This is a genomic window from Psychrobacter sp. PSi21 (assembly GCF_054960615.1).
In genome coordinates, this window is the sequence record NZ_JBHNYR010000003.1 from 139,256 (window position 1) to 159,786 (window position 20,531).

Here is a 20,531-nt window from a genome sequence, read left to right on the forward strand (position 1 = left end):
CACACAGTATTGATATGAGACAAATCGGTGTTTCTCTAACCTTGCATCAGAAAAACACCATAAATAGAATAATCAGTAGTTAAGGCTATAGTGACTTAGTTGGTACCTGTTTGAGAGATTTGCGCTGAGAAATAAATAGTACCTGTTTCTGTTGGTGCTAATGTGGCGAACGTACCGCCAACAACATTACCTGATGTATCATCAGAGGCTGCTGGTGAGTTGATTGACGTCTCAGAGCTAAAGTTGTTTTGATACGTGAGGGTAGAAGCTAACGTATCTGCAATAGCAACACCTGATATGCTGGTACTGGTGAACGTATTGGTAGCTTCTAGCTTGTAGAAGACACAGGCCCCAGCAACGGCCCCAGAAATCGAGGTGGTGACCCAAGCTGAATCAGCAATGGCAGTTGGTACTGTGGTACAGGTGTCAACCGCCTGATATTTGAATAAATCAATACCCTGCATTGTTGTTGTCGTCGTTGTGGCCGCATCAGATGGCGCTGCTGTGCCGTCAACCGTGGTCACCGGTGATACCGTGACGGTCATGTTTTCAAAAGTACCAATAGCGCTATCGGTACCGAGGTTGCTGCCTGAGCCATTGGCAGTGACTTCAACACCGATCACGACGGTCGTACTTGGCGCGAGGCCAGCAGGTGCCGCATCGTTTAGGTCATACTGGTTGCTTGCATTGGCTGTCAAGACTGTTTCGCCAGCATCAAAGGCACCGTTACCGTTGGCATCGACGAATACTCTACCAATGGTAATGTCGGCATTGTCAGCAGTCGGATCGATGGTGAAGAACACTTCATCTTGGTCATTGGCTTCGGTAATGTCGGAGCCTGCGTTGGTGATGGTATAGACGTAAGTGCTGTCGCTTTGTAGCGCCACTTCTTTATTATCAGGTGTGCTGATCGTCAGGTCACGCGTTTGAGCTGCTGGGGTGACTTTGGCATCGGTATTGTCATCGGCACCATCATCAGGTGTGGCTGGGTTTTCGTAAGTATTTTCAGTGACACTGGTGTCACTGGTGCCACCCGAGCTGTCAACTAAGTCAAATGTGCCATCATCATTGACATCGTCTTCAACCACCGCATAGTTATTAAATTCACCACCTACAGCGGCTGTGGCTGACGCTTTGGCACGGAAGGTCAAGGTGATGATTTCATTTTGCTTGATGTTTTGTCCGGTTACTGTCACCGTCTTGCCATCAGCAGAAATGTTAGCGGTATTGGTGGTACTGGCGCCACCGATAGGATTGCCACCTGCTGTCACTGTGGGGGCGACATAGTTGGCTTCACCACTTTTGATGGCAACCAACCCTTCAGGTAGAGCGTCAGTGATGCGCACTGAGGTACCATCGGCATTACCTTGGTTTTCTACCGTGATGGTATAGTCAATATAAGCGTCTGAGTTGTTCAAATCAAGACGATTGTTTCCTAAGTTGGTCTGGGCAGACTTAGTAATGCCGTACACAGGTGTGGTGGTGACAGCACTGTCGGTATTACTGGCAGTAGCGCTTTGGTTTTTGCCGCTTAGATAGGTACTGGTCGCTGCAACGTTCAACACCCCTGTTTCTCCAAGTACACGAGCTGAGGCTGCTTCTGCGCTTACGACGATCTCAGCATACTGACGGGCTTCTAGCGTAATGCTGCCATTGTTGGCGATAGTGACTTCGGTACCAACGTTAACACCTGAGGCATCTTTTATTTGATAGCTGATGGTTGTGTTCGTAATATCATAATCAAAATTATCACTTGCGCCATTTTCGATCTCAATGGTGTAGGTGTCAGCCACGTTACCATCGTTGGTTAACGTGTGTGTGAACTCAACCGTTGAGCCGTCTTCTGGATCGATTGCAAGATCGGCGTTGGTGTCTTGATTGTTATCACCATCAAGAACCGTCGCGACTAAGCTAAACGCGCCCGTCTCAGAGACAGAGATGGTGACTTCGTTTGACTCAGCGGTCTGCTGTGTGGCATTGCCATCCACAGTATAGGTGGCAGAGGCTTTGTTATTTACGGTAAAGGCATTGGCGGCATCATAAGTGACGTCAGCGGCGTTGGCAGTCATCGTCATACCCATCGCTGCGACCACGGCGACAGTCAATAACGAGCGGTTAAATAGCTGGTTTTTCATTTGCATCTACTCCTGAATAAAAAGGTTAATTTACTGTCGCGTTTAATGAGACATCGGCGGATTTGTTGGCTGGAAGTAAGCGGATATTCCAGCGTAGTGACTTGTATTCTGATAAAGGGACTTTCACAACTTTGCCATTCACTTTGCGCATCAACGGCATGTCAGCATAGTTTTTACCATCGATACTGGCTTGAGCACTGGCAGGCATCGCGCTACCAGTGAATGTCATGTTTGCAGGAATGGGAAGCGTCACTGCTAGATCACTAATACTTTGGTTGATCGTGTTGGTGTAGGTCGCTTTGTACTGAATGACAGTGCCTGCAGGCGCAGTACGTACTGGCGTGTAAGTGGTTTTGCCATCGGCATTTTGTGTGACTTGGTTCGCTACTAAATCCATTTTCAACGCATCTTCAGCGTGCGCCGCCCCTGTACATAGGGCAGTGCCAATAATAGCGTACTGTAACGTTTTAAATGATTTCACGTTGTACTCCTTGGTTAGAGTGGCTCTAACATGTGTTTGAATCAAAATAGAAAAAAGTTATAAATCGATATGAGCAAATATTATGCCAAACATACTGGCACAGTAGATACAAAAAGACACCAAATAACGGATGAATCGCGATTTGGTTATGACTAAAGGCAGGTCAGAAGCGTAAAAATTGACGCTTTGTTGACGCGGCGGTCAAGGCCTATGGGGCATCGTTGGTGGCTCCGTATTTGCTATTAAAATAAAGTGTGGCTTGGGCTGGGTTGGATGTTGTGGCTTTGCTTAGATTAAAGATGTCAGAGACGATGGTGCCATTGCTGCCGATGACCGCTGACGTATTGCTGCCTTGATAAATACTGGCTGGCACACCCAGCGGACTGGGCAAGCGAAACACTGACTTGACTGGTGTCAGTTGCAGTTCATCGGTGATTTGTACGTCTGTGATATTAATATGGCCGCGATTGTGAGCCTCTACCTTGTAAGCAATACAGTTGCCCGCCTCGATGTCGCTGGCAGGGTTGACACTAAAGCCAGTAGTCGGCTGCTCTGTACCGCTGGGTACAGCAGTATAATCCAACGCATCATCGCATTGATGAACATATTGGTATTTTTTGAGGACTAACGGCGCATTCTGAGGTTTTAGCTCGCCAAAGTCTAGGTTACGTATGATAGCGCCAGAAGTGTCTTTTGCCGTACTGTAGTTATAAGTATTGGCCACTAACGTCACCTCTCTGGTGTCTGTGGTGGTATCGACCACATAATCCCAGCCAGCTGGTTCCACGACGACTAGGCATACTTTAGTTTTACCACTAAGCGCACTGGGTGAGACGTTAAAGTTATAGCGTCCTAACGTGCTACTGGTATTTGAGACCGTTTGCGGATTGCTTGGGCTGGCGGCTAGGGTGTTGCCACTGCAGTCGGTCAATCTGACTTGCAGTCCACTGGCAAAGATGCCGTTCTCATTGCTATCAAAGAGGCCATTGGCGTAGTTGGCGTTACTGGTAAAGGTGGCAGAGGTGTCGTACTGAGTGGCGCTACTGGCCGTGATACCGCCATTGTCATTGAACACAATCCCTGAAAAGGTGTAGCTGGCAGGGCTGTTGGTAATGGTACAAGTGATCTGGTCGCCATAAGCCACGTTAGATAAGGTAAACGAGCGAGTTTTGTTGCTTGCATTATAAGTCATCGCGGCAGTGGGCATGACTGTTGTGCTGCCTGAGGTGCTGTTGGTACAGGCATAAGTGGCACTGTAGTTGGCAATATCGCCCATAGCGCTGCTGGTGACGCGCTCGGTGATGGTATAGGTGGTATTTTCAGCCAAGGTAATGGCGCCGCTGCTGTTGGTAATATTTTGACCTGAGCCTGTGGTTTCAAAGCTGGATAGGGGTGTACCGCCGTTATTGACACTGATGGTGAACTGATCGCGATTGCTTGCAGTGTCATTGACACGGTTGCCAGTCAGCTGTTTGTTGATCACTACTTTGGGCGGTGCCATACAAAAGTAAAAGTCGGAGTAGGCGACCGCATGCGGCGAATCATATTGACTAAAAATATTGTTGTGTAGCAACCGAAAAGGGCTATTAGCGGCTTTGTAGCCCCAAGTGGCATTGATGGAGCAAGCACCAACGGTGTTGCAGTTGAGTCCGCTAACGGAAGTGACAATATTGTTAGCAGCGTTGATCGTATGATAAGTGGTATTGTGGGTTAATACCCCTGCAGACCCTGACACATCGACTTGCTCTCGGTAAGGTACCTGCGAGCCATTATCGGTAGAATCCACATCTTGTATCACAAAGCCTAGCTTTGAGACAGGTCTGTTGACGGTCGCGTTTAGGATGTGGTTGGTTCTGTTTGAGGTTGAGTCGTGTATCAAGTTGATGGCATTTTGCGAGGCATTAGCAATATCGCCATAAAAAGGTGACGACTGGGTATACTGCGTATACAAGTCCAGTATGGATGTAAAATTCAACGTAAAGGTTGGGCCATTAGTAAACGCATATTCTCTACTGGTCGCCCCTGCAGTCCAACCAGACAGCGGCAGTGATCTATAAGCACTGCTTGGTGCCGCAGCGCCAATATAATACATACGATGAGTTGCAGGGCAAGACGCTGGGGTCAGTGCTGAGCCGCCATCAAAAACAGATTTTGGACTGTTGGTGATGGTACAACTGATATCATCACCATACGCCACATTGGACAAAGTGAATGAGCGTGTTTTGGCGGTAGCGTTATAGGTCATTGCTATTGTTGGCATGACCGTTGCGCTTCCCGTTGAGCTATTGGTACAGGTGTAGCTGGCATTGTAATTGGCAATATCCCCATTTGTGCTGCCCGTCACCCTCTCCGTGATCGTGTAGCTGGTATTCTCCGCCAGACTGACGGCGCCACTACTGTTATTGGTAACACCTGATCCAGAGCCTGTGGTTGCAAAGCTGGCTAGTGATGTGCCACCGTTATTGACGCTGATGGTGAACTGGTCGCGATTGCCACTAGTATCATTAAAACGCGTACCGCTTAGCTGCTTATTAACCGTCACTTTTGGCGGCGCCAGACAAAAATAAAAGTCTGAATATCCCAAGACATGTGGGCCATTATATTGGCTGAACTCGTTACTATGTACCAACGACAACGGGCTGTTGGCTGCTTTGGCACCCCAAGTCGCCTCAATGGGACACGCGTAGGTGCTGTTATTGTTATCACAAGCAATACGCAAAATAGAGGTGACCATATCCAAATTTGCATTAATGGTATGAAAAGCTGGATTGTAGGTCAGCTTGCCACCTGTGGAAGCCACATTGACGGCTTCCTGATAGGGAACGGCATCATCAGCATTCTTTGCTGAGTCAATATCTTGGATGATATATCCTGCTCGTGTGATAGGTCTGTTGATCGTCACATCCAATCTATGATTGATTTTGGTTGGTGTCGAATTATGTATCATAGTGATGGCGTTTAGAGTGGCGCCAGTCAACGTGCCGTAATATGGTGGCTGTTCTATATAGGTTGTATATTGATCCAAAAAAAGTGGGAAATTAATTGTGACATTTTTATCACCAGAGGCTTCTGAAAACGTATAGGTACGAGAAGTATTACCAGAAACCCAGCCTGATAATGACTGCGTGCTATATGCCGAGCTTGGTGGCGTGGCACCGATATAATATAGGCGCTGCTGTGATGGACAAGACGCCGCCGCAAATACGGTATTGCTAAACAATAGTAAGGACGTAAAAATAACAGTCGTACCGATATGACGGCGTGCCATATTATGCAAGCGCGATCTAAGTAAGAACGATCTGTTATAAACGTTATCCATAAAGGTATCCCAAAATAAAAATGTCTCTAAACTGACACAACAATTAACCGTTTAAATACAAAAAAAAGGATTCTATCTCATATTAATCAATAATGATGATAAAGACTAGAATTTTTTTTCGGGTTGTTGGCGTTATCGTTCAAAAATGCTGAGGCAAACATTGATACTATGAGCAGTTGTTTTTATATTTATTGGCTAGCAAATATTTAAATCTACCATTTTTATTAAACAATTGCCTATTTTTATAGTAAATAAAGTAGTACACATTAAAGAGGGCTGGGCTGGGAGATGTGATTAAGAGCGCTTGGCTATGAACAAAAAACGAGCTGAGTGAAAAGCACGCTGACACAAAAAAGGCCTATAAACACCATGGTTTATAGACCTGTAATTTAGGATGTGTCCTCATTGTTATCATCGTATTCAAAATGAGGACACGCCCTAGAGTGAATACCTTATAGGTAGGATGTTTGCCTTTTGGGCTATTGCGCTGCACCCGATGCGTCAAGTTGAATGGCGAACGTCAGCGTAGCCACATCGCCCGCCTTTAGCGTATTTACCGTGGTATAAACAGCGGCTTCATTGATGTCTGTGTTATCGGCATCGTTGTTGACAGGGTTGCTGGCGACAGAGTCGTTGCTGCTCACCGTGATGGTGCCACTATTTGAGACGTAAGAGGCCTTATTCGAAAAACGACTGGTCGTATCATAGATCAGCAGATCTGTAATATCCAAGTTATCAAAACCACTGGTGGCGACGATTTGATAGATCACACACTCGCTTGGATCAGCTGATAAAGCGGTATCCACAAAAGAGCCTTCGATCGTACCATCACAGTTGGCATCCAAGGCTTGGTTTTTTTGTAGTGTCAGCCCGTGTACCTCAGTGGTATTGATAACGACGAAGTTACCATTGTCAGCAGGCGCATCAACGCCACCTGGCACCAACTGTACTGTGGTGGTCTCAGTATCATTTATAGTGGCTTGCGTTGAGGCCATGTTATAGGTAATGGTAACCGTACTGTCAGGCGCCATACCCGTAGGCAATGCGCTATTGATATCATAAACCCCATTCACGGCTGTGATGGTAACGGCACTAGCAGGTGCATTACCACCTGTGCCATCAGCATCATAGGTGATGGTGACGTCACCATTTAGGCTGATATCTGCATTATTGCCTTCAGTGATCGTAAAGGTGACTTCGCCTGCACTGTCACCTTCAACCTCTTTACCTGTATTGGTAATCACTGTCTGGTATGTGGCTTCAGTTGTCGCACTAGATGTGTTGGGTATTTCTTTGGTGGCGCTACCAGATAGGGTTAATGCACGTTTGTTAGCGGTCAGTGGCATAGTGGAGTCGCCGCTTATCGGATTGGGCGTATTACCATCGGTACTTTCTTCATCCGTAACGTAATAATCATTGGCATTTTCATTAGTAGAATCGGTACTGTCACGCAAGACCTCATTAGCCGTATCAGGATCGTTATTGTCTAGCACATATTCAACGCTGGCATGGTTGATGGTGTTTTGGGCCAAGGCTTCATTGGCATCCTTTTGTACTTGATAGGTGACGGTGATACTGTCACCCACTGCCAAGTTTACGCCAGTTATTTCAAAGCCATCGAGCGTTGTGCCAGTGCCCGCGCCATTGGTATTTTCGATGGCGTTGCCTTGTGATATAGAGGTGGAGCCTTCGACCAGTTTTAGACCAAGGGGTAGGTTGTCAATAATCGTGAGGTCAGTGGCGTCTACTGCGTAATCAGCACGGTCGTCATTGGTTACGGTGATGGTATAAGTGGCCGTATCGTTGGGATCGTTCAAATCTAACGTGTCTGAGACAGATTTGACGATATTAAAGACAGGTAGCCTAGTGATGGCGTAGTCAGTATTGGTCACACTATCATTATCAGGCGTGCTGTCGTTGGTCAAATACTCGCTCGATGCTGTTAAAGTAAGGTTTTGTGTATCTCCGCCTTTATTGCCACTGGTCTTCGCATTGACTGAGATTTCAGCCCGTTGCCCTTTTGTTAGCTCAATAGGGGTTGCGTTAAATGTGCTGGTAGTCTGACCTGAAACGGTTGCAGAAACCGTGTCGTCTTGATTGTAGATGGTATAGCTGACGGTCGTATTGGACAGATCATAGTCAGCCGTATCTGCTGGCGTTGAGCCATCTTGTGCCAGTGTCATGGTGTATACATCAGTCAGGTTACCTGTATTTTCTAATGTATGCGTAAAGACGACCGTACCTTTTGGAACAACAGATAGATTTTCATTTTTATTGTCGTCTTTGGTGCCATCAGCATTGGTGGCGGTTAGTGAAAACGCAGCGGTTTCTGAGATATTGATGGTAACCGTATTTGAATTGACGGGCGTTTGCTGCTCGCTACCTACTTTATAAGTAGCGCTGGCGATGTTGTTGATAGACGCTGTGGCTTGTGCAGATTGTGTGGTGACTGCCATAGCATTTGTGGAAAGCCCCAAAATAGCAGTAATACCCAGTGCTAACAGGCTGTAATTGAAAGTATTTGATTTCATTTCGGACTCCATGCTGGCAAAGTTATTCACCTTATAAGCAGTTAAATGATGGTATAGAAGGACTGCCGCTCATCGGCAATCACTTGGTAGGCACAGGTAAAACACAAAATTTTAAAAATAGAGATCCTGCCATTGGTGCTATGCATCAATGGTTGCTGACTTCCTAAATCGGTAACGTGTGTCTCGTTTATCTGCTTTTAGGCAAAAAAAAGACAGCAGAAACCGCAAAATTAGAGAACATAAGTTCCTTAATTTTTTTACGTAAAGTTACATAGTAGTTTGCAATCAGGTCGTTAATGACCTTTTCAAAATCAATTTTTAATAAAAAATCCTGTTCCATGTGCAAAAAAATACAGCGACCTTGAGTAGTGAAATCAAGGTAACTGCATTATTACAGGAAAAATATAAGGCGTCATTAACAACAAGATAGGTAACACAATAGATTGTATTAGCGGTAAATAACCAGTTACATTAACTATACTTTTGGCTATAAGGCGGATAAGCGGTTGGTTTTTTAATCGACATTTGTTTTACCGTATTTGCTGTTAAAATAAAGTGTGGCTTGGGTTGGGTTGGATGTTGTGGCTTTGCTTAGATTAAAGATGTCAGAGACGATGGTGCCATTGCTGCCGATGACCGCTGACGTATTGCTGCCTTGATAAATACTGGCTGGCACACCCAGCGGACTGGGCAAGCGAAACACTGACTTGACTGGTGTCAGTTGCAGTTCATCGGTGATTTGTACGTCTGTCAATTCGATATGTCCACGATTATAGGCCTCGACTTTATAAGCAATACAGTTCTCAGGTTCGATATCGCTGGCAGGGTTGACACTAAAGCCAGTAGTCGGCTGCTCTGTACCGCTGGGTACAGCAGTATAATCCAACGCATCATCGCATTGATGAACATATTGGTATTTTTTGAGGACTAACGGCGCATTCTGAGGTTTTAGCTCGCCAAAGTCTAGGTTACGTATGATAGCGCCAGAAGTGTCTTTTGCCGTACTGTAGTTATAAGTATTGGCCACTAACGTCACCTCTCTTGTATTCATGTTGGTATCGACTGTATAGGCCCAGTCAGAAGGCTCAATTTCAATCAAACAGACTTTGGTTTTACCACTGAGTACACTGGACGAGACGTTAAAGTTATATCGTCCTAACGTGCTACTGGTATTTGAGACCGTTTGCGGATTGCTTGGGCTGGCGGCTAGGATGTTGCCACTACAATCGGTCAATCTGACTTGCAGTCCATTGGCAAAGATGCCGTTCTCATTGCTATCAAAGAGGCCATTGGCGTAGTTGGCGTTGCTGGTAAAGGTGGCAGAGGTGTCGTACTGAGTGGCGCTACTGGCCGTGATACCGCCATTGTCATTGAACACAATCCCTGAAAAGGTGTAGCTGGCAGGGCTGTTGGTAATGGTACAGGTGACCTGGTCACCATAAGCCACGTTAGATAGGGTAAAAGAGCGGGTTTTTGCGGCTGGATCATAAGTCATTGCTGAGGTCGGCATAACAGTATTACTACCTGCAGTGTTATTGTTACAGGCATAAGTGGCACTGTAGTTGGCAATATCACCAGCCGCGCTACTGGTCACGCGCTCGGTGATGGTATAGGTGGTATTCTCAGCCAAGGTAATGGCACCGCTGTTATTAGTGATGTTTTGCCCTGAGCCTATGGTTTCAAAGCTGGATAGGGGTGTGCCGCTGTTATTGACACTGATGGTGAACTGATCGCGGTTGCCTGCGGTGTCGTTGACTCGCGTACCCGTCAAGGCTTTGTTGATCACTACTTTGGGCGGTGCAAGACAAAAATAGAAGTCGGAGTAGCCGACAACATGTGTACTATTTCTTTCAGTGAACGTATTGCTATGTTTTAGATTTAAAGGCGTATTGGTTGTGTTGTAACCCCAAGTTGCATCGATGGTACACTCGCCAACGCCGCAGTTCCTTTCTCTGATAGCAGTAACAATATTTCTATTAGAATTGATCGTATGAAAAATTTCGTTGAAAGTGAGTAGACCACCATTAGTAGAGACATCGACCTGTTCTACGTAAGGAATCTCACCTGAAATAATTGTAGAATCTAAGTCTTGTACTTTGTAGCCTGTCTTACTAACAGGGCGGTTGACACGGATGTTTAGTTCATGGTTAGTCTCAGCGCTAGGCGAGTTGTGTCGTAAGTTAATAGCTGACGTTGTGACACCATTAATAGAGCCAAAATAAGGAGGGGTACCTCCACTACTATTCAAGTTTCTCAAATTATCGAAGCTAATAATAAATGTTTTATTACCTGTGGACTCTGCAAATGTAAAAGTCCTTGATAGGTTTCCAGTAGTCCAGTCCAGCGGTTGGGAGTTTATAGGACTAAAGGACGGTGGATTAGCACCAAGGTAATACATTTTATGCCCACTTGGACACGTAGCTGGCGTGTTAGAAGAACCACCAGAAAACACAGAGCCAACACTGTTGCTATCACTGGCACTTTTTAAATCTAGATTGCTGGTCTTTATGGTAGCAGTATTGGTGACGGTTGATCCCTCAGATGCTGTCACTTTAGTGGGCACTTTGATACTATAAGTTCTACCTACCGCAAGACTCGGTATAGTAAAACCATTTGTACTTTCTAACTGCGTTTTAGTGGGTGCCGTAATGCAAGTATTAGTATTATCTGTCGCATCACAGGTAACGTTATTTTCTTTAATCAGACCTGTAGCAACAGGATCTTTTAGCACAATATTCGTTAATGCTGTCTCACCCGTATTAGTCACCTTGATAATATAGGTGGTCGTATTATTTGTACCAACACTGTTAATGCCATCATCTTTAGTGATGCTATAAGAAGATGGAGGTGGGACGTAACAATAATTATCAACACGCAGTTGTATTTCCTGACTAGTGGGGTTGCTAGTAATAAAGTTGGTATTGTTTGTATAGCGAACGGTTACGGTACTGACAGCTTGTGAGAACTGAATGGAACCTTGGCAACGGGTATCTAGGTCTCTTGATGCGCAGTTAAAAGTAGTGGTATTGTTCAATCCACCAGGGTAAGCGACATTTGATCCCGCTATATTTTGCAATGTGCCATCGATAATAGAGCCATTCTGGGTAACACCCGTAATGCGTACATAATCATCAAATAGGCTACTGCCATTATTTGAATAGTCAACGTCAAAGGCACTCATAGCAACGTTGGTTAAGTAGATAGGTTGTTGGGTCGTACTATTACGAAAATTTAAGGTCAGGTCTGTATAGTCGTTTGCACTAGGAAAGTTTCTACCAACAACGACTGAATTGTTGACCGCACTGAAAGTGTCATTAATATTGTTGATACTCGACTCTGTAACTGTCATTTTCATCTGAAGTGGAATACTGCCAGAAGCATTGCCCGCCACATTAAAATAGTTATTGTTGCTACTGCTAGCGACCAAGTTATTATAATCACTACTAACAAAACTGCCTTGAGCTGCCCCAGCAGGACAGGTCGCGCCAGGGTTCGGAGTGGCTGCAAAAGATGCATTGTTAACCAGTAGTAACATCACTGTAGCAATAAGCATGTTTAAATAGTGATATGTAACACCAAAATGTATCGAGTGTGGCAGTGGCATAAACCGATAAACCTTATTCATAGTATAAGCCCAAAATAAGACACCCTTTAAGGAGACTAACCAATAGCAATGAGGGGTTAATATTTTATTTTATACAATGATAGGCGGTGATGGAGACAAAAGCAGAGCGAATACCACTAGTGGTTGTTTTTAGATGATGAAGGGATAAGGTAGGAGACGAACCTCAGCAATTTTTGACTAAAACCTTTCATCAGTCAGGGTGGTATAAAGAGAGAATAATGCTAAGATGGTTTGATAGCAGGCTGTCGCAAAGGCATTTTCAAAACAACTAACGACTATTTTTTTGAAAAATACTTGTTATATTACCATTTCTCCACAGCCATAAACATTTTTACAATAAGTGTTTATAATAGCTTGCCGTAATTTCTTAAATAGTTACACAAAACAGATACTACCAGCGACACATGGCTATACTGACATTGATAGCATAGACTGTGTACTCTCGTAAGGTCACTTCCTGATCGTTTGTATTGTCTTATTGACAATACAGACCACTTTAGACAATACACTACTTAAAACAGCAAGGACGTGGATAAGTAAACCGTTGTCTGATACTCCATTCCATAACCCTGTTATTGTACAGGCATGATTGACAAAAAGGATTAGCACAGATGAATTACTATAAGGATGATGACAGCACTGAAACCCAAGAGTGGCTGCAGGCTTTTGAGTCCGTCATTAAACATGCTGATAAGGATCGCGCACAGTTTTTGCTAAAAGCGCTTTATAACATGGCCGTCCAAGAAGGCCTGCCATTTAACCGTCTAGACACCGCCTACGTAAACACCATTTCTGTCGAAGATGAGCCAATGTACCCAGGTGACTTGGGTATCGAGCGCAAAATTCGCGCCCTTATTCGTTATAACGCCTTGGCAATGGTGATGCGTGCCAACAAAAACGACGACGATTTGGGCGGTCACCTGTCCTCATTCGCCTCTAGTGCGACCCTTTATGAAACAGGGTTTAACCACTTCTTCCGTGCGGCAAGCGATCACTTCGGTGGTGACATGATTTATTATCAAGGTCACTCAGCACCAGGTATCTACGCGCGTTCTTACTTAGAAGGTCGTTTAAATGAAGACCAGCTGGATAATTTCCGTCGTGAAGTCGGTGGTAAGGGTCTATCTAGTTATCCGCATCCGTACCTAATGCCAGATTACTGGCAGTTTCCAACGGTATCGATGGGCTTAGGGCCGATCATGTCGATCTACCATGCTCATGTCCATCGTTATATGGAAAACCGTAAATTATTAGAAAAAGAAGGCCGTAAAATCTGGGCATTCTTGGGTGATGGCGAGACGGATGAGCCAGAAAGCTTGGGTGCCATCTCTTTGGCGGGTCGTGAAAAATTAGACAATCTGATCTGGGTGATCAACTGTAACTTGCAGCGCCTAGATGGGCCTGTGCGTGGTAACGGTAAAATTATCCAAGAGCTGGAATCGGTCTTCCGCGGTGCAGGCTGGCGCGTCATTAAAGTCATTTGGGGCGGTAAGTGGGACAAGCTGCTGGCAAATGATGAGACAGGTGTCCTAAAACATCGTATGGAAGAGGTCGTCGATGGCGAATACCAGCTATACGAGACACGTAGCCCTGAATTTACTCGCAAAGAGTTCTTTGGTAAATATCCTGAACTTGAAGAGATGGCTGATGCCATGTCTGACGAAGACATTACGCGCTTGAATCGTGGTGGCCACGATCCAATGAAAGTGTATGCCGCCTTTAGTGAAGCGATGAAAACCAAAGGTCAACCGACGGTTATTTTGGTTAAGACGGTTAAAGGCTATGGTCTGTCTGAGCAAGCACAGTCAGTCAACAAAGCACACCAAATCAAAAAGTTGGATATGGAAGCGCTGATGTATTTCCGCGACCGTTTTGACTTGCCATTCACCGATGAGCAGCTAGAAACGCTACCGTTTTATCGTCCAGATGAAAACTCGGTAGAAATGAAGTACCTCAAAGGCCGTCGTGAGGCCTTGGGTGGTCACTTGCCAAACCGCCGTAGTGGTCATATTCCGCTAAATATTCCTGAGCTGTCTATCTTTGATCGCGTATTAAAAGGCAGTAATGGTAAAGAGCAGTCGACGACTATGGTCTTTGTTCGTCTCTTGTCAGCGATGCTGAAAAACAAAGACATTCAAGATCGTGTGGTACCTATCGTACCGGATGAGGCGCGTACCTTTGGTCTAGAAGGCATGTTCCGTCAGTTGGGTATCTACTCTGCGGCAGGGCAAACTTACACGCCTGAAGACAGCGAAGCCTTGATGGGCTATAAAGAAGCCATCGATGGTCATATGTTAGAAGAGGGTATCAACGAAGCGGGTGCGATGAGTGCATGGATTGCTTTGGCGACCAGTTACTCTGTGAACGCGTTACCGATGATTCCGATGTACATCTACTACTCTATGTTTGGCTTCCAGCGTATCGGTGACTTGGCGTGGGCGGCAGGTGACTGTCAGGCGCAGGGCTTCTTGCTTGGTGCGACAGCTGGCCGTACAACGCTAAATGGCGAAGGCTTACAGCATCAAGATGGTCATTCACAAATTCTATTTAACGTGGTACCAAACTGCGTGACTTATGATCCTTGCTTCGGTTACGAGTTAGCTGTGGTTGTGCATGATGGCCTACGCCGTATGTATGGCGAAGGTGAGCGTGTTTATTACTACTTGACTCTGATGAACGAGAACTACGAGCAGCCAGCCATGCCAGAAGGCGCGGAAGAAGGTATCAAGCGTGGTATGTATCTGCTAGAAGACAATGGATCCACACAAGTACAGCTGCTGGGTTCAGGGGTTATTTTACGTGAAGTACAAAAAGCGGCTAAGATCTTGAAAGAAGAGTTCAATATCACCTCTAACGTATGGAGTGTGACCAGCTTCAACGAGTTGACCCGTGATGGTATGGCCTGTGATGACTACAATCGCTTACATCCAATGGAAGAAGAGATCGTACCTTGGGTAACCGAGCAGCTCGCGCCGCATGAAGGTATCGTGGTTGCTGCTACTGACTATATGCGTAACTATTCAGAGCAAATCCGTGGCTGGTTACCAGACAACCGTCCTTATACCACGCTTGGTACAGATGGCTTTGGCCGCTCAGATTCACGTGAACAACTGCGTAGCTTCTTTAATGTTGATGCCGAACACATTGTGGTTGCAACGCTCAAGCGCTTAGCTGATGAAGGCGAAGTTGAAATGCGTTTGGTTAAAGACGCTATCTCAAGTTTTGATATCGATGTGGATCAGCCGCCAGCATGGCAGCAGCAGCCACATTATGACCATTTCCCAGATGCACCAGCGCCAGCGCCTGAAAAGGTCAACCCAAACCCAGTCCCTGAATTTGTTGGCGAAGATGACGATGAAATCACCACTGAAGGTCGCGCTGAAGATCAGGCCGACGCAGCTTTACTCAATGATGATGACGTCAAAGAATAAAACCAATAAATAAGGAGAAATAGGATGGAGATTAAAGCCCCCGATTTGGGTGTGGAGAGCGCCGAAGTTAGCGAGATTATGGTTGCTGTGGGTGATGTTATCGAAAAAGATGACAACATCGTCCTACTAGAGTCTGACAAGGCTTCTGTTGAAGTACCAAGCTCTGCTGCTGGTAAAGTAACTAAAATCAGTGTGGCCGTTGGCGACAATGTCAGTGAAGGTATGGTACTGATTGAAGTGGATAGCGCAGATGCCAGTGATGATGCTGACAACAGTGCTGAAGACACGTCCGCGCCAGAACAAGCCGATGACCGTGCCGAAGAAGCGCCTGCTGAAGACACCACCGACGCAGAAGATGACACCAATGATAATGCGGGTGAAGGCGCATCAACCACGCACGCACTACCAGACCTTGGTGTTGATGAAGCGCAAGTGGCTGAAATCATGGTCAGCGTTGGTGATACAGTGGCAGCGGACGATTCTCTTTTACTGATTGAATCTGACAAAGCATCGGTTGAAGTGCCTGCACCAGAAGCTGGCGTGGTCGAAAAAATCTTGATCAGCGCAGGTGATATGGTTGCCAATGGTCAAGACTTCATTGTCATTAAAGCAGCAGGTAGCGCAAAACCTGCGCCTAAAGCAGACAATGCCAAAAAAGAAGCTAAGGCCGACAAACCTGCTGCCAAAGCCGACAGCAAGACTGAAAGCAAGGCGCAGCCAGCACCAACAGGCGAGCCAAAACAAGCACCAGCGCCAAGCACCAGTGCTGCCCCTGTATCTGCGGATAAAAAGCTGAGTGAAGCGGAAGTTAATGAAAAATTGACCGACGTTTATGCAGGTCCTGCGGTACGTAAGCTGGCACGCCAGCTTGGAGTTGATATCACACAAGTGATTGGCTCAGCGGTTAATGATCGTATCTTGAAAGAAGATTTATTCGCTCATGTCAAAAACCGTTTGACCACGCAGCAAGCAGCGCCAGCCCCTCAGGCTGTGGCCAGCTCAGGTTTACCAAAGCTACCTGATATGGGCAATGTTGAGATTTGGGGTGAAACAGAAACCCAAGACTTAAGCCGCTTGCAAAAAGTGTCTATTCCGCAGCTGAACTACAATACCTATCTACCACAAGTGACGCAATTTGATGTTTCAGACATTACCGAAACTGAAAAATTACGTGGCGAGCTAAAAGGCGGTATGAAAGCGCAAGGTATTGGCTTGACCATTTTGGCCTTTATCGTGAAAGCAACGGCTTACGCCTTGACTCAGCATCCACGCTTTAACAGTCACTTAAGTGATGACAATACGCAAGTTATTTTGCGCAAAAGCGTGAATATGGGTATTGCGGTGGCGACCGATGATGGCCTAGTGGTTCCTGTGATTAAAAATGCACAGGACAAAGGTATTAAGCAGATCGCGATCGAAATTGGTGAGCTTGCAGGCAAAGCCCGTGACAAAAAACTCACCACCAAAGACATGCAAGGCGCTAGCTTTACCATTTCAAGCCAAGGTGTCTTAGGCGGTACAGCATTCACACCACTGGTCAACTGGCCACAAGTGGGTATCTTGGGTGCTTCAGAGGCGACCATGCAACCAGTATGGAACAAAGGCACACAAGCCTTTGAACCACGCTTAATGTTGCCATTGTCATTGTCTTATGATCACCGCGTGATTAACGGTGCTGATGCTGCCGTATTTACCCGTTACGTTGCCACTTTGCTTGCAGATCCACGCCGTATTTTGTTATAAGTCATGCTATTAGACGGACGTGATAAAATAAAAAGACTGCCTTAGGGTGGTCTTTTTTATGGGGATAGCTTAATTATAGGTAATAGGCAAATTCCAGCCACAAAAAAGCCAGCATGCGTGCTGGCTTTTTATATCTATGTCAACGAGCTAATACGGTTCTTGATTAGAACTGTTTAACGAATGCGACACCATATACCCAAGGGCTGATATCCACTTCACCGATGTCGTCACCATTTAAGCTGGCATCGGTTTTGATGTCCATATAGCGGCTATCAATACGGAAGTATTCGCTGTCAGATAACGGGATATCAAGTCCAACATGACCTGCGACACCAACACTGTCATCAAGCTCTAAATCCGCTTTGACATTATTAATGTAGATTTTTTCCTTGAAAAAGGTTGTATAGTTAACACCAACACCAACAAAAGGCTTAACGTTCATAGGCATCATGTCGTTGTCAAAATGGTACTGTAAGGATAGGGTGGGTGGCAGATGTTGAGTTTTAGCATCAACCTCACTACCATTAGCGGCGGTCAAAGTAATGTCATGATGAAAAGGGATCGCTGCCAATACCTCAACACCGACATTGTCAGCAAAAAAGTATTCACCACTGATGGTGGGGCGAATATCACTGTCTACATCAACTGAAAAGTTACCCAAGGCAGTAGATACAGTACCGTTGTCACTTTTGGGATCAACCATGTGTGCACCAGCAGCAACTGACCACGTACCTGCTGGAACCGCAAAGGCAGAAGTCATGGTAAGGGCAGTAGCAGCAGCTAAAACTAGGGATTGTAGTTTCATCGTTTTGTTCCTTAACGTAGTAAATGATGAGCAGCCAGACAAATGAGGGATGACATTTGTGGCTGGTCTATAAAGATATGGCGTAATATCGGATATCCTTACTGTCATTATAGTATTAATTCCATACAAAAAATAGTGGATTAGAGAGAAAGTAGCAATATATTTACTATTGCTCTTTTTGGCATATTTTTTGCGAAAAACTGAGCATAATATTCGTTTTTTACTATCCCCTTAGGGTAAAATTGGTAATAACTATCGAGGTAGTGATGTTTATGGCAGGTTATTGTAGTAACTCTCCATTGCGGTGTCCGAATGCACGCGCCATGATACTGCTGAGTCAGACGGATAATGACTGTCCCCACTGTGGTATGTCACTGGTGCCTGCCAATAATTCAATCAATAGCAGTCGTACTGAGCAGCGAATATTGCAAATCGGGCTGAGTGTTACGGGGATCTTATTGCTATTGTTGGTCTATATTTATTATTCCAACTTTTCATAACGTAGCCACCACGCTTGGGCATGTCAGCATTTATGGCTATTTTCTGCTAATCTTGTTGTTTTCAATTGCGCCATAATGTGGTTTTGAGTTTATTATTATGCTGATTTTTGGTTTGTAGACCACGATAGGCTTAGAAAAAATCAGACACGGCCATATTATTATTTTCACTTCAAATCATATCGGTATTACACCGTATAGGGATGGCATGCTGTTTCAATCCGTCAAACGCTTTCGCCACTTTGTATACAACGTTCTGCAAAACGATGAGCATGACACTCGATTTAGTCGGTACGTGGATTACTTTTTAATTTTTTTAATCATGACTAATGTCGCTGCGGTGATTGCAGAATCGGTTGATCAATGGTATTACCCGAACCAAAGCTATTTTACGTGGTTTGAAAACTTTTCTATTGTGGTGTTTTCGATAGAGTATTTGTTGCGACTGTGGAGCGTGGCGGAAGCGAAACCCGATGACACCACGTGGCGACAGCGCTGGGATTGGCTCAGGAGTCCGTCTGCATTGATTGATCTGGTGGCGATTGCTCCTGCATTTTTGAATTTCTTCGTCAGTATCGATTTGCGTTTCTTACGAATTTTGCGTCTGTTTCGGATTTTAAAGCTGACGCGTTATTTTGCGTCAATGCGCATCTTACTGGTGGTTATCAGTAAGGAAAAAGGCTCGTTTCAGGCGGTGATTTTTATTTTAATCATCATGATTGTGACGGCATCAAGTGGTATTTATCTGGTCGAAAATCATGCCCAGCCAGATGTGTTTGAGTCGATTCCCAAAGCCATGTGGTGGGCGGTGGTGACACTAACAACGGTAGGCTACGGCGACGTGATACCTGTGACAACTGCGGGTAAAATATTGGGTGCTATCATTACGATTTTGGGTGTGGGTTTGGCGGCACTGCCTGCAGGTATTTTGGCCACTGGTCTTGCCAATGAGCTAAACCAGCGCCGCGAAGGACTGGAGCAACATTTTCGCGAGCTACTGGTCGATGGTGATTTTAATCTGGTACAAAACCAAAGTATGGTGGAAAAAATACGCCGTGAGTTGGGGCTAGATAGAGAGCAGGCGCAAAATATTGTATTACAAGTACTGCGTGAGCAAGAGCTGGAGCGACGTGAAAAAGAGGTCAATAAGAAAAACTTTTGTCCGCATTGCGGTGAGCCGCTCGAATGATAATGCCCAAGTGCGAAGATAAAAAAAGGATGAGCCGCTGACTCCTCCTTTTTTGTGCCTAATCTATCTATAGTAGCTAAAGACGTTAGCTGGTCGGTAAGGCTCGTGCGAGTTCGTGAGCCACCTCTTGCGCCGCTTTTGACAAATCTTTGTCAGACAAGGGCAAGTTGTGGACGGTCAAATACCAGTCATCAACTTCGCGGTGCAAACTGGCGACCCAAACCGCTTTGCAATCAGCGGGTAACTGCTTGAGATTGACATCAAACGCATGATTGCCTTCATCATCGCTCAGATGTACTTCGCCTGCTTTGACGGTATGAAACGGCTGACCGTGATAAGAGCTGGCAAGGAGCGCCAGATGACGGATGTTGACGGGGATATCTGCCAAATAGAGGCGGATTTGCTCTTGATCGAGCGGAGCGCGGTAGAGTGCCTGCTCGCCGCGATCTTTGCCTGTTAAGCTGTCACCTTGATGACAGACAGATTCGGCCTTGTCGCGAAGCTGCTTAAACCAGACCAGATCTGAAATGGTGCAGTTGGCATCATAAAGCACACAAGCGATATCAAGATCCATATTGCCTTGGTCTTCCTTAAATCGTGCCAGTAGGCCCTTGCTGGGCACGGCATCAAACTCATAGTTCAAGGCAAAATATAAGGTGTCAGCATTTAGACCAAGCGCAGATAAATTGTCTGAAACCAATGATAGTGGGGCGGTCGTCGACATGAAAGTCCTTAGGTTCTCATTATTTTTATAGTAGCCACATAGTATGCGGCA

The 20,531-nt window shown here is 45.5% G+C and carries 10 protein-coding genes; 3 read left to right on the forward strand and 7 right to left on the reverse strand.

Translation table 11 applies throughout. The annotated features are described in order from the left end of the window. Positions 1–95 precede the first annotated feature (95 nt). The 5 genes from ACFI32_RS03435 to ACFI32_RS03455 all read right to left on the reverse strand — a co-directional run bounded on the left by ACFI32_RS03435 (position 96) and on the right by ACFI32_RS03455 (position 12,001). Complete coding sequence (locus tag ACFI32_RS03435) at positions 96–2,135, reverse strand: beta strand repeat-containing protein (RefSeq protein ID WP_462625097.1); 2,040 nt, start codon at positions 2,133–2,135, stop codon at positions 96–98. A 25-nt stretch (positions 2,136–2,160) separates the two neighbouring features. Next, positions 2,161–2,616 carry a hypothetical protein gene (locus ACFI32_RS03440; protein ID WP_462625098.1) on the reverse strand — a complete coding sequence of 152 codons (456 nt, stop codon included), beginning with the start codon at positions 2,614–2,616 and terminating at the stop codon, positions 2,161–2,163. Positions 2,617–2,824: 208 nt separating this feature from the next. Next, on the reverse strand, positions 2,825–5,935 hold the full coding sequence (locus tag ACFI32_RS03445) for a hypothetical protein (protein ID WP_462625099.1): 3,111 nt from the start codon (positions 5,933–5,935) through the stop codon (positions 2,825–2,827). Positions 5,936–6,414: 479 nt separating this feature from the next. Next, the gene (locus ACFI32_RS03450; protein WP_462625100.1) at positions 6,415–8,466 is read right to left on the reverse strand and encodes a hypothetical protein; all 2,052 of its coding nucleotides are present in this window, start codon (positions 8,464–8,466) and stop codon (positions 6,415–6,417) included. Positions 8,467–8,980: 514 nt separating this feature from the next. Then, positions 8,981–12,001: a hypothetical protein gene (locus tag ACFI32_RS03455; RefSeq protein WP_462625101.1), complete on the reverse strand. Its 3,021-nt coding sequence runs from the start codon at positions 11,999–12,001 to the stop codon at positions 8,981–8,983. A 701-nt stretch (positions 12,002–12,702) separates the two neighbouring features. Between ACFI32_RS03455 and aceE the strand changes: the two genes are divergently transcribed. Beyond that, positions 12,703–15,522 (forward strand): pyruvate dehydrogenase (acetyl-transferring), homodimeric type, encoded by a 2,820-nt coding sequence (gene aceE / locus ACFI32_RS03460; RefSeq protein WP_462625102.1) that lies wholly within the window; start codon positions 12,703–12,705, stop codon positions 15,520–15,522. Between the two features lie 24 nt (positions 15,523–15,546). Continuing rightward, positions 15,547–17,265 carry a 2-oxo acid dehydrogenase subunit E2 gene (locus ACFI32_RS03465; protein WP_462625103.1) on the forward strand — a complete coding sequence of 573 codons (1,719 nt, stop codon included), beginning with the start codon at positions 15,547–15,549 and terminating at the stop codon, positions 17,263–17,265. 163 nt (positions 17,266–17,428) lie between these two features. Here ACFI32_RS03465 and ACFI32_RS03470 read toward each other — a convergent pair whose 3' ends face one another. After that, entirely contained in the window at positions 17,429–18,070 is a 642-nt protein-coding gene (locus ACFI32_RS03470) for an OmpW/AlkL family protein (protein ID WP_462625104.1), read from the reverse strand. A gap of 705 nt (positions 18,071–18,775) precedes the next feature. On the opposite strand from ACFI32_RS03470, the gene ACFI32_RS03475 reads away from it, so the two are divergent. Further along, positions 18,776–19,756 carry an ion transporter gene (locus tag ACFI32_RS03475; protein ID WP_462625105.1) on the forward strand — a complete coding sequence of 327 codons (981 nt, stop codon included), beginning with the start codon at positions 18,776–18,778 and terminating at the stop codon, positions 19,754–19,756. A gap of 85 nt (positions 19,757–19,841) precedes the next feature. On the opposite strand, the gene ACFI32_RS03480 is transcribed toward ACFI32_RS03475, so the two are convergent. Further along, the gene (locus tag ACFI32_RS03480) at positions 19,842–20,480 is read right to left on the reverse strand and encodes a TerD family protein (RefSeq protein ID WP_462625106.1); all 639 of its coding nucleotides are present in this window, start codon (positions 20,478–20,480) and stop codon (positions 19,842–19,844) included. Between the last annotated feature and the right edge of the window lie 51 nt (positions 20,481–20,531).

What these genes read in the sequence shown, in the direction of transcription:
- ACFI32_RS03450 (WP_462625100.1), bottom strand. Translation starts at nt 8,466, where the DNA reads ATGAAATCAAATACTTTCAATTACAGCCTGTTAGCACTGGGTATTACT.
- aceE (WP_462625102.1), top strand. Translation starts at nt 12,703, where the DNA reads ATGAATTACTATAAGGATGATGACAGCACTGAAACCCAAGAGTGGCTG.
- ACFI32_RS03455 (WP_462625101.1), bottom strand. Translation starts at nt 12,001, where the DNA reads ATGTTACTACTGGTTAACAATGCATCTTTTGCAGCCACTCCGAACCCT.
- ACFI32_RS03480 (WP_462625106.1), bottom strand. Translation starts at nt 20,480, where the DNA reads ATGTCGACGACCGCCCCACTATCATTGGTTTCAGACAATTTATCTGCG.
- ACFI32_RS03465 (WP_462625103.1), top strand. Translation starts at nt 15,547, where the DNA reads ATGGAGATTAAAGCCCCCGATTTGGGTGTGGAGAGCGCCGAAGTTAGC.
- ACFI32_RS03445 (WP_462625099.1), bottom strand. Translation starts at nt 5,935, where the DNA reads ATGGATAACGTTTATAACAGATCGTTCTTACTTAGATCGCGCTTGCAT.
- ACFI32_RS03470 (WP_462625104.1), bottom strand. Translation starts at nt 18,070, where the DNA reads ATGAAACTACAATCCCTAGTTTTAGCTGCTGCTACTGCCCTTACCATG.
- ACFI32_RS03475 (WP_462625105.1), top strand. Translation starts at nt 18,776, where the DNA reads ATGCTGTTTCAATCCGTCAAACGCTTTCGCCACTTTGTATACAACGTT.
- ACFI32_RS03435 (WP_462625097.1), bottom strand. Translation starts at nt 2,135, where the DNA reads ATGAAAAACCAGCTATTTAACCGCTCGTTATTGACTGTCGCCGTGGTC.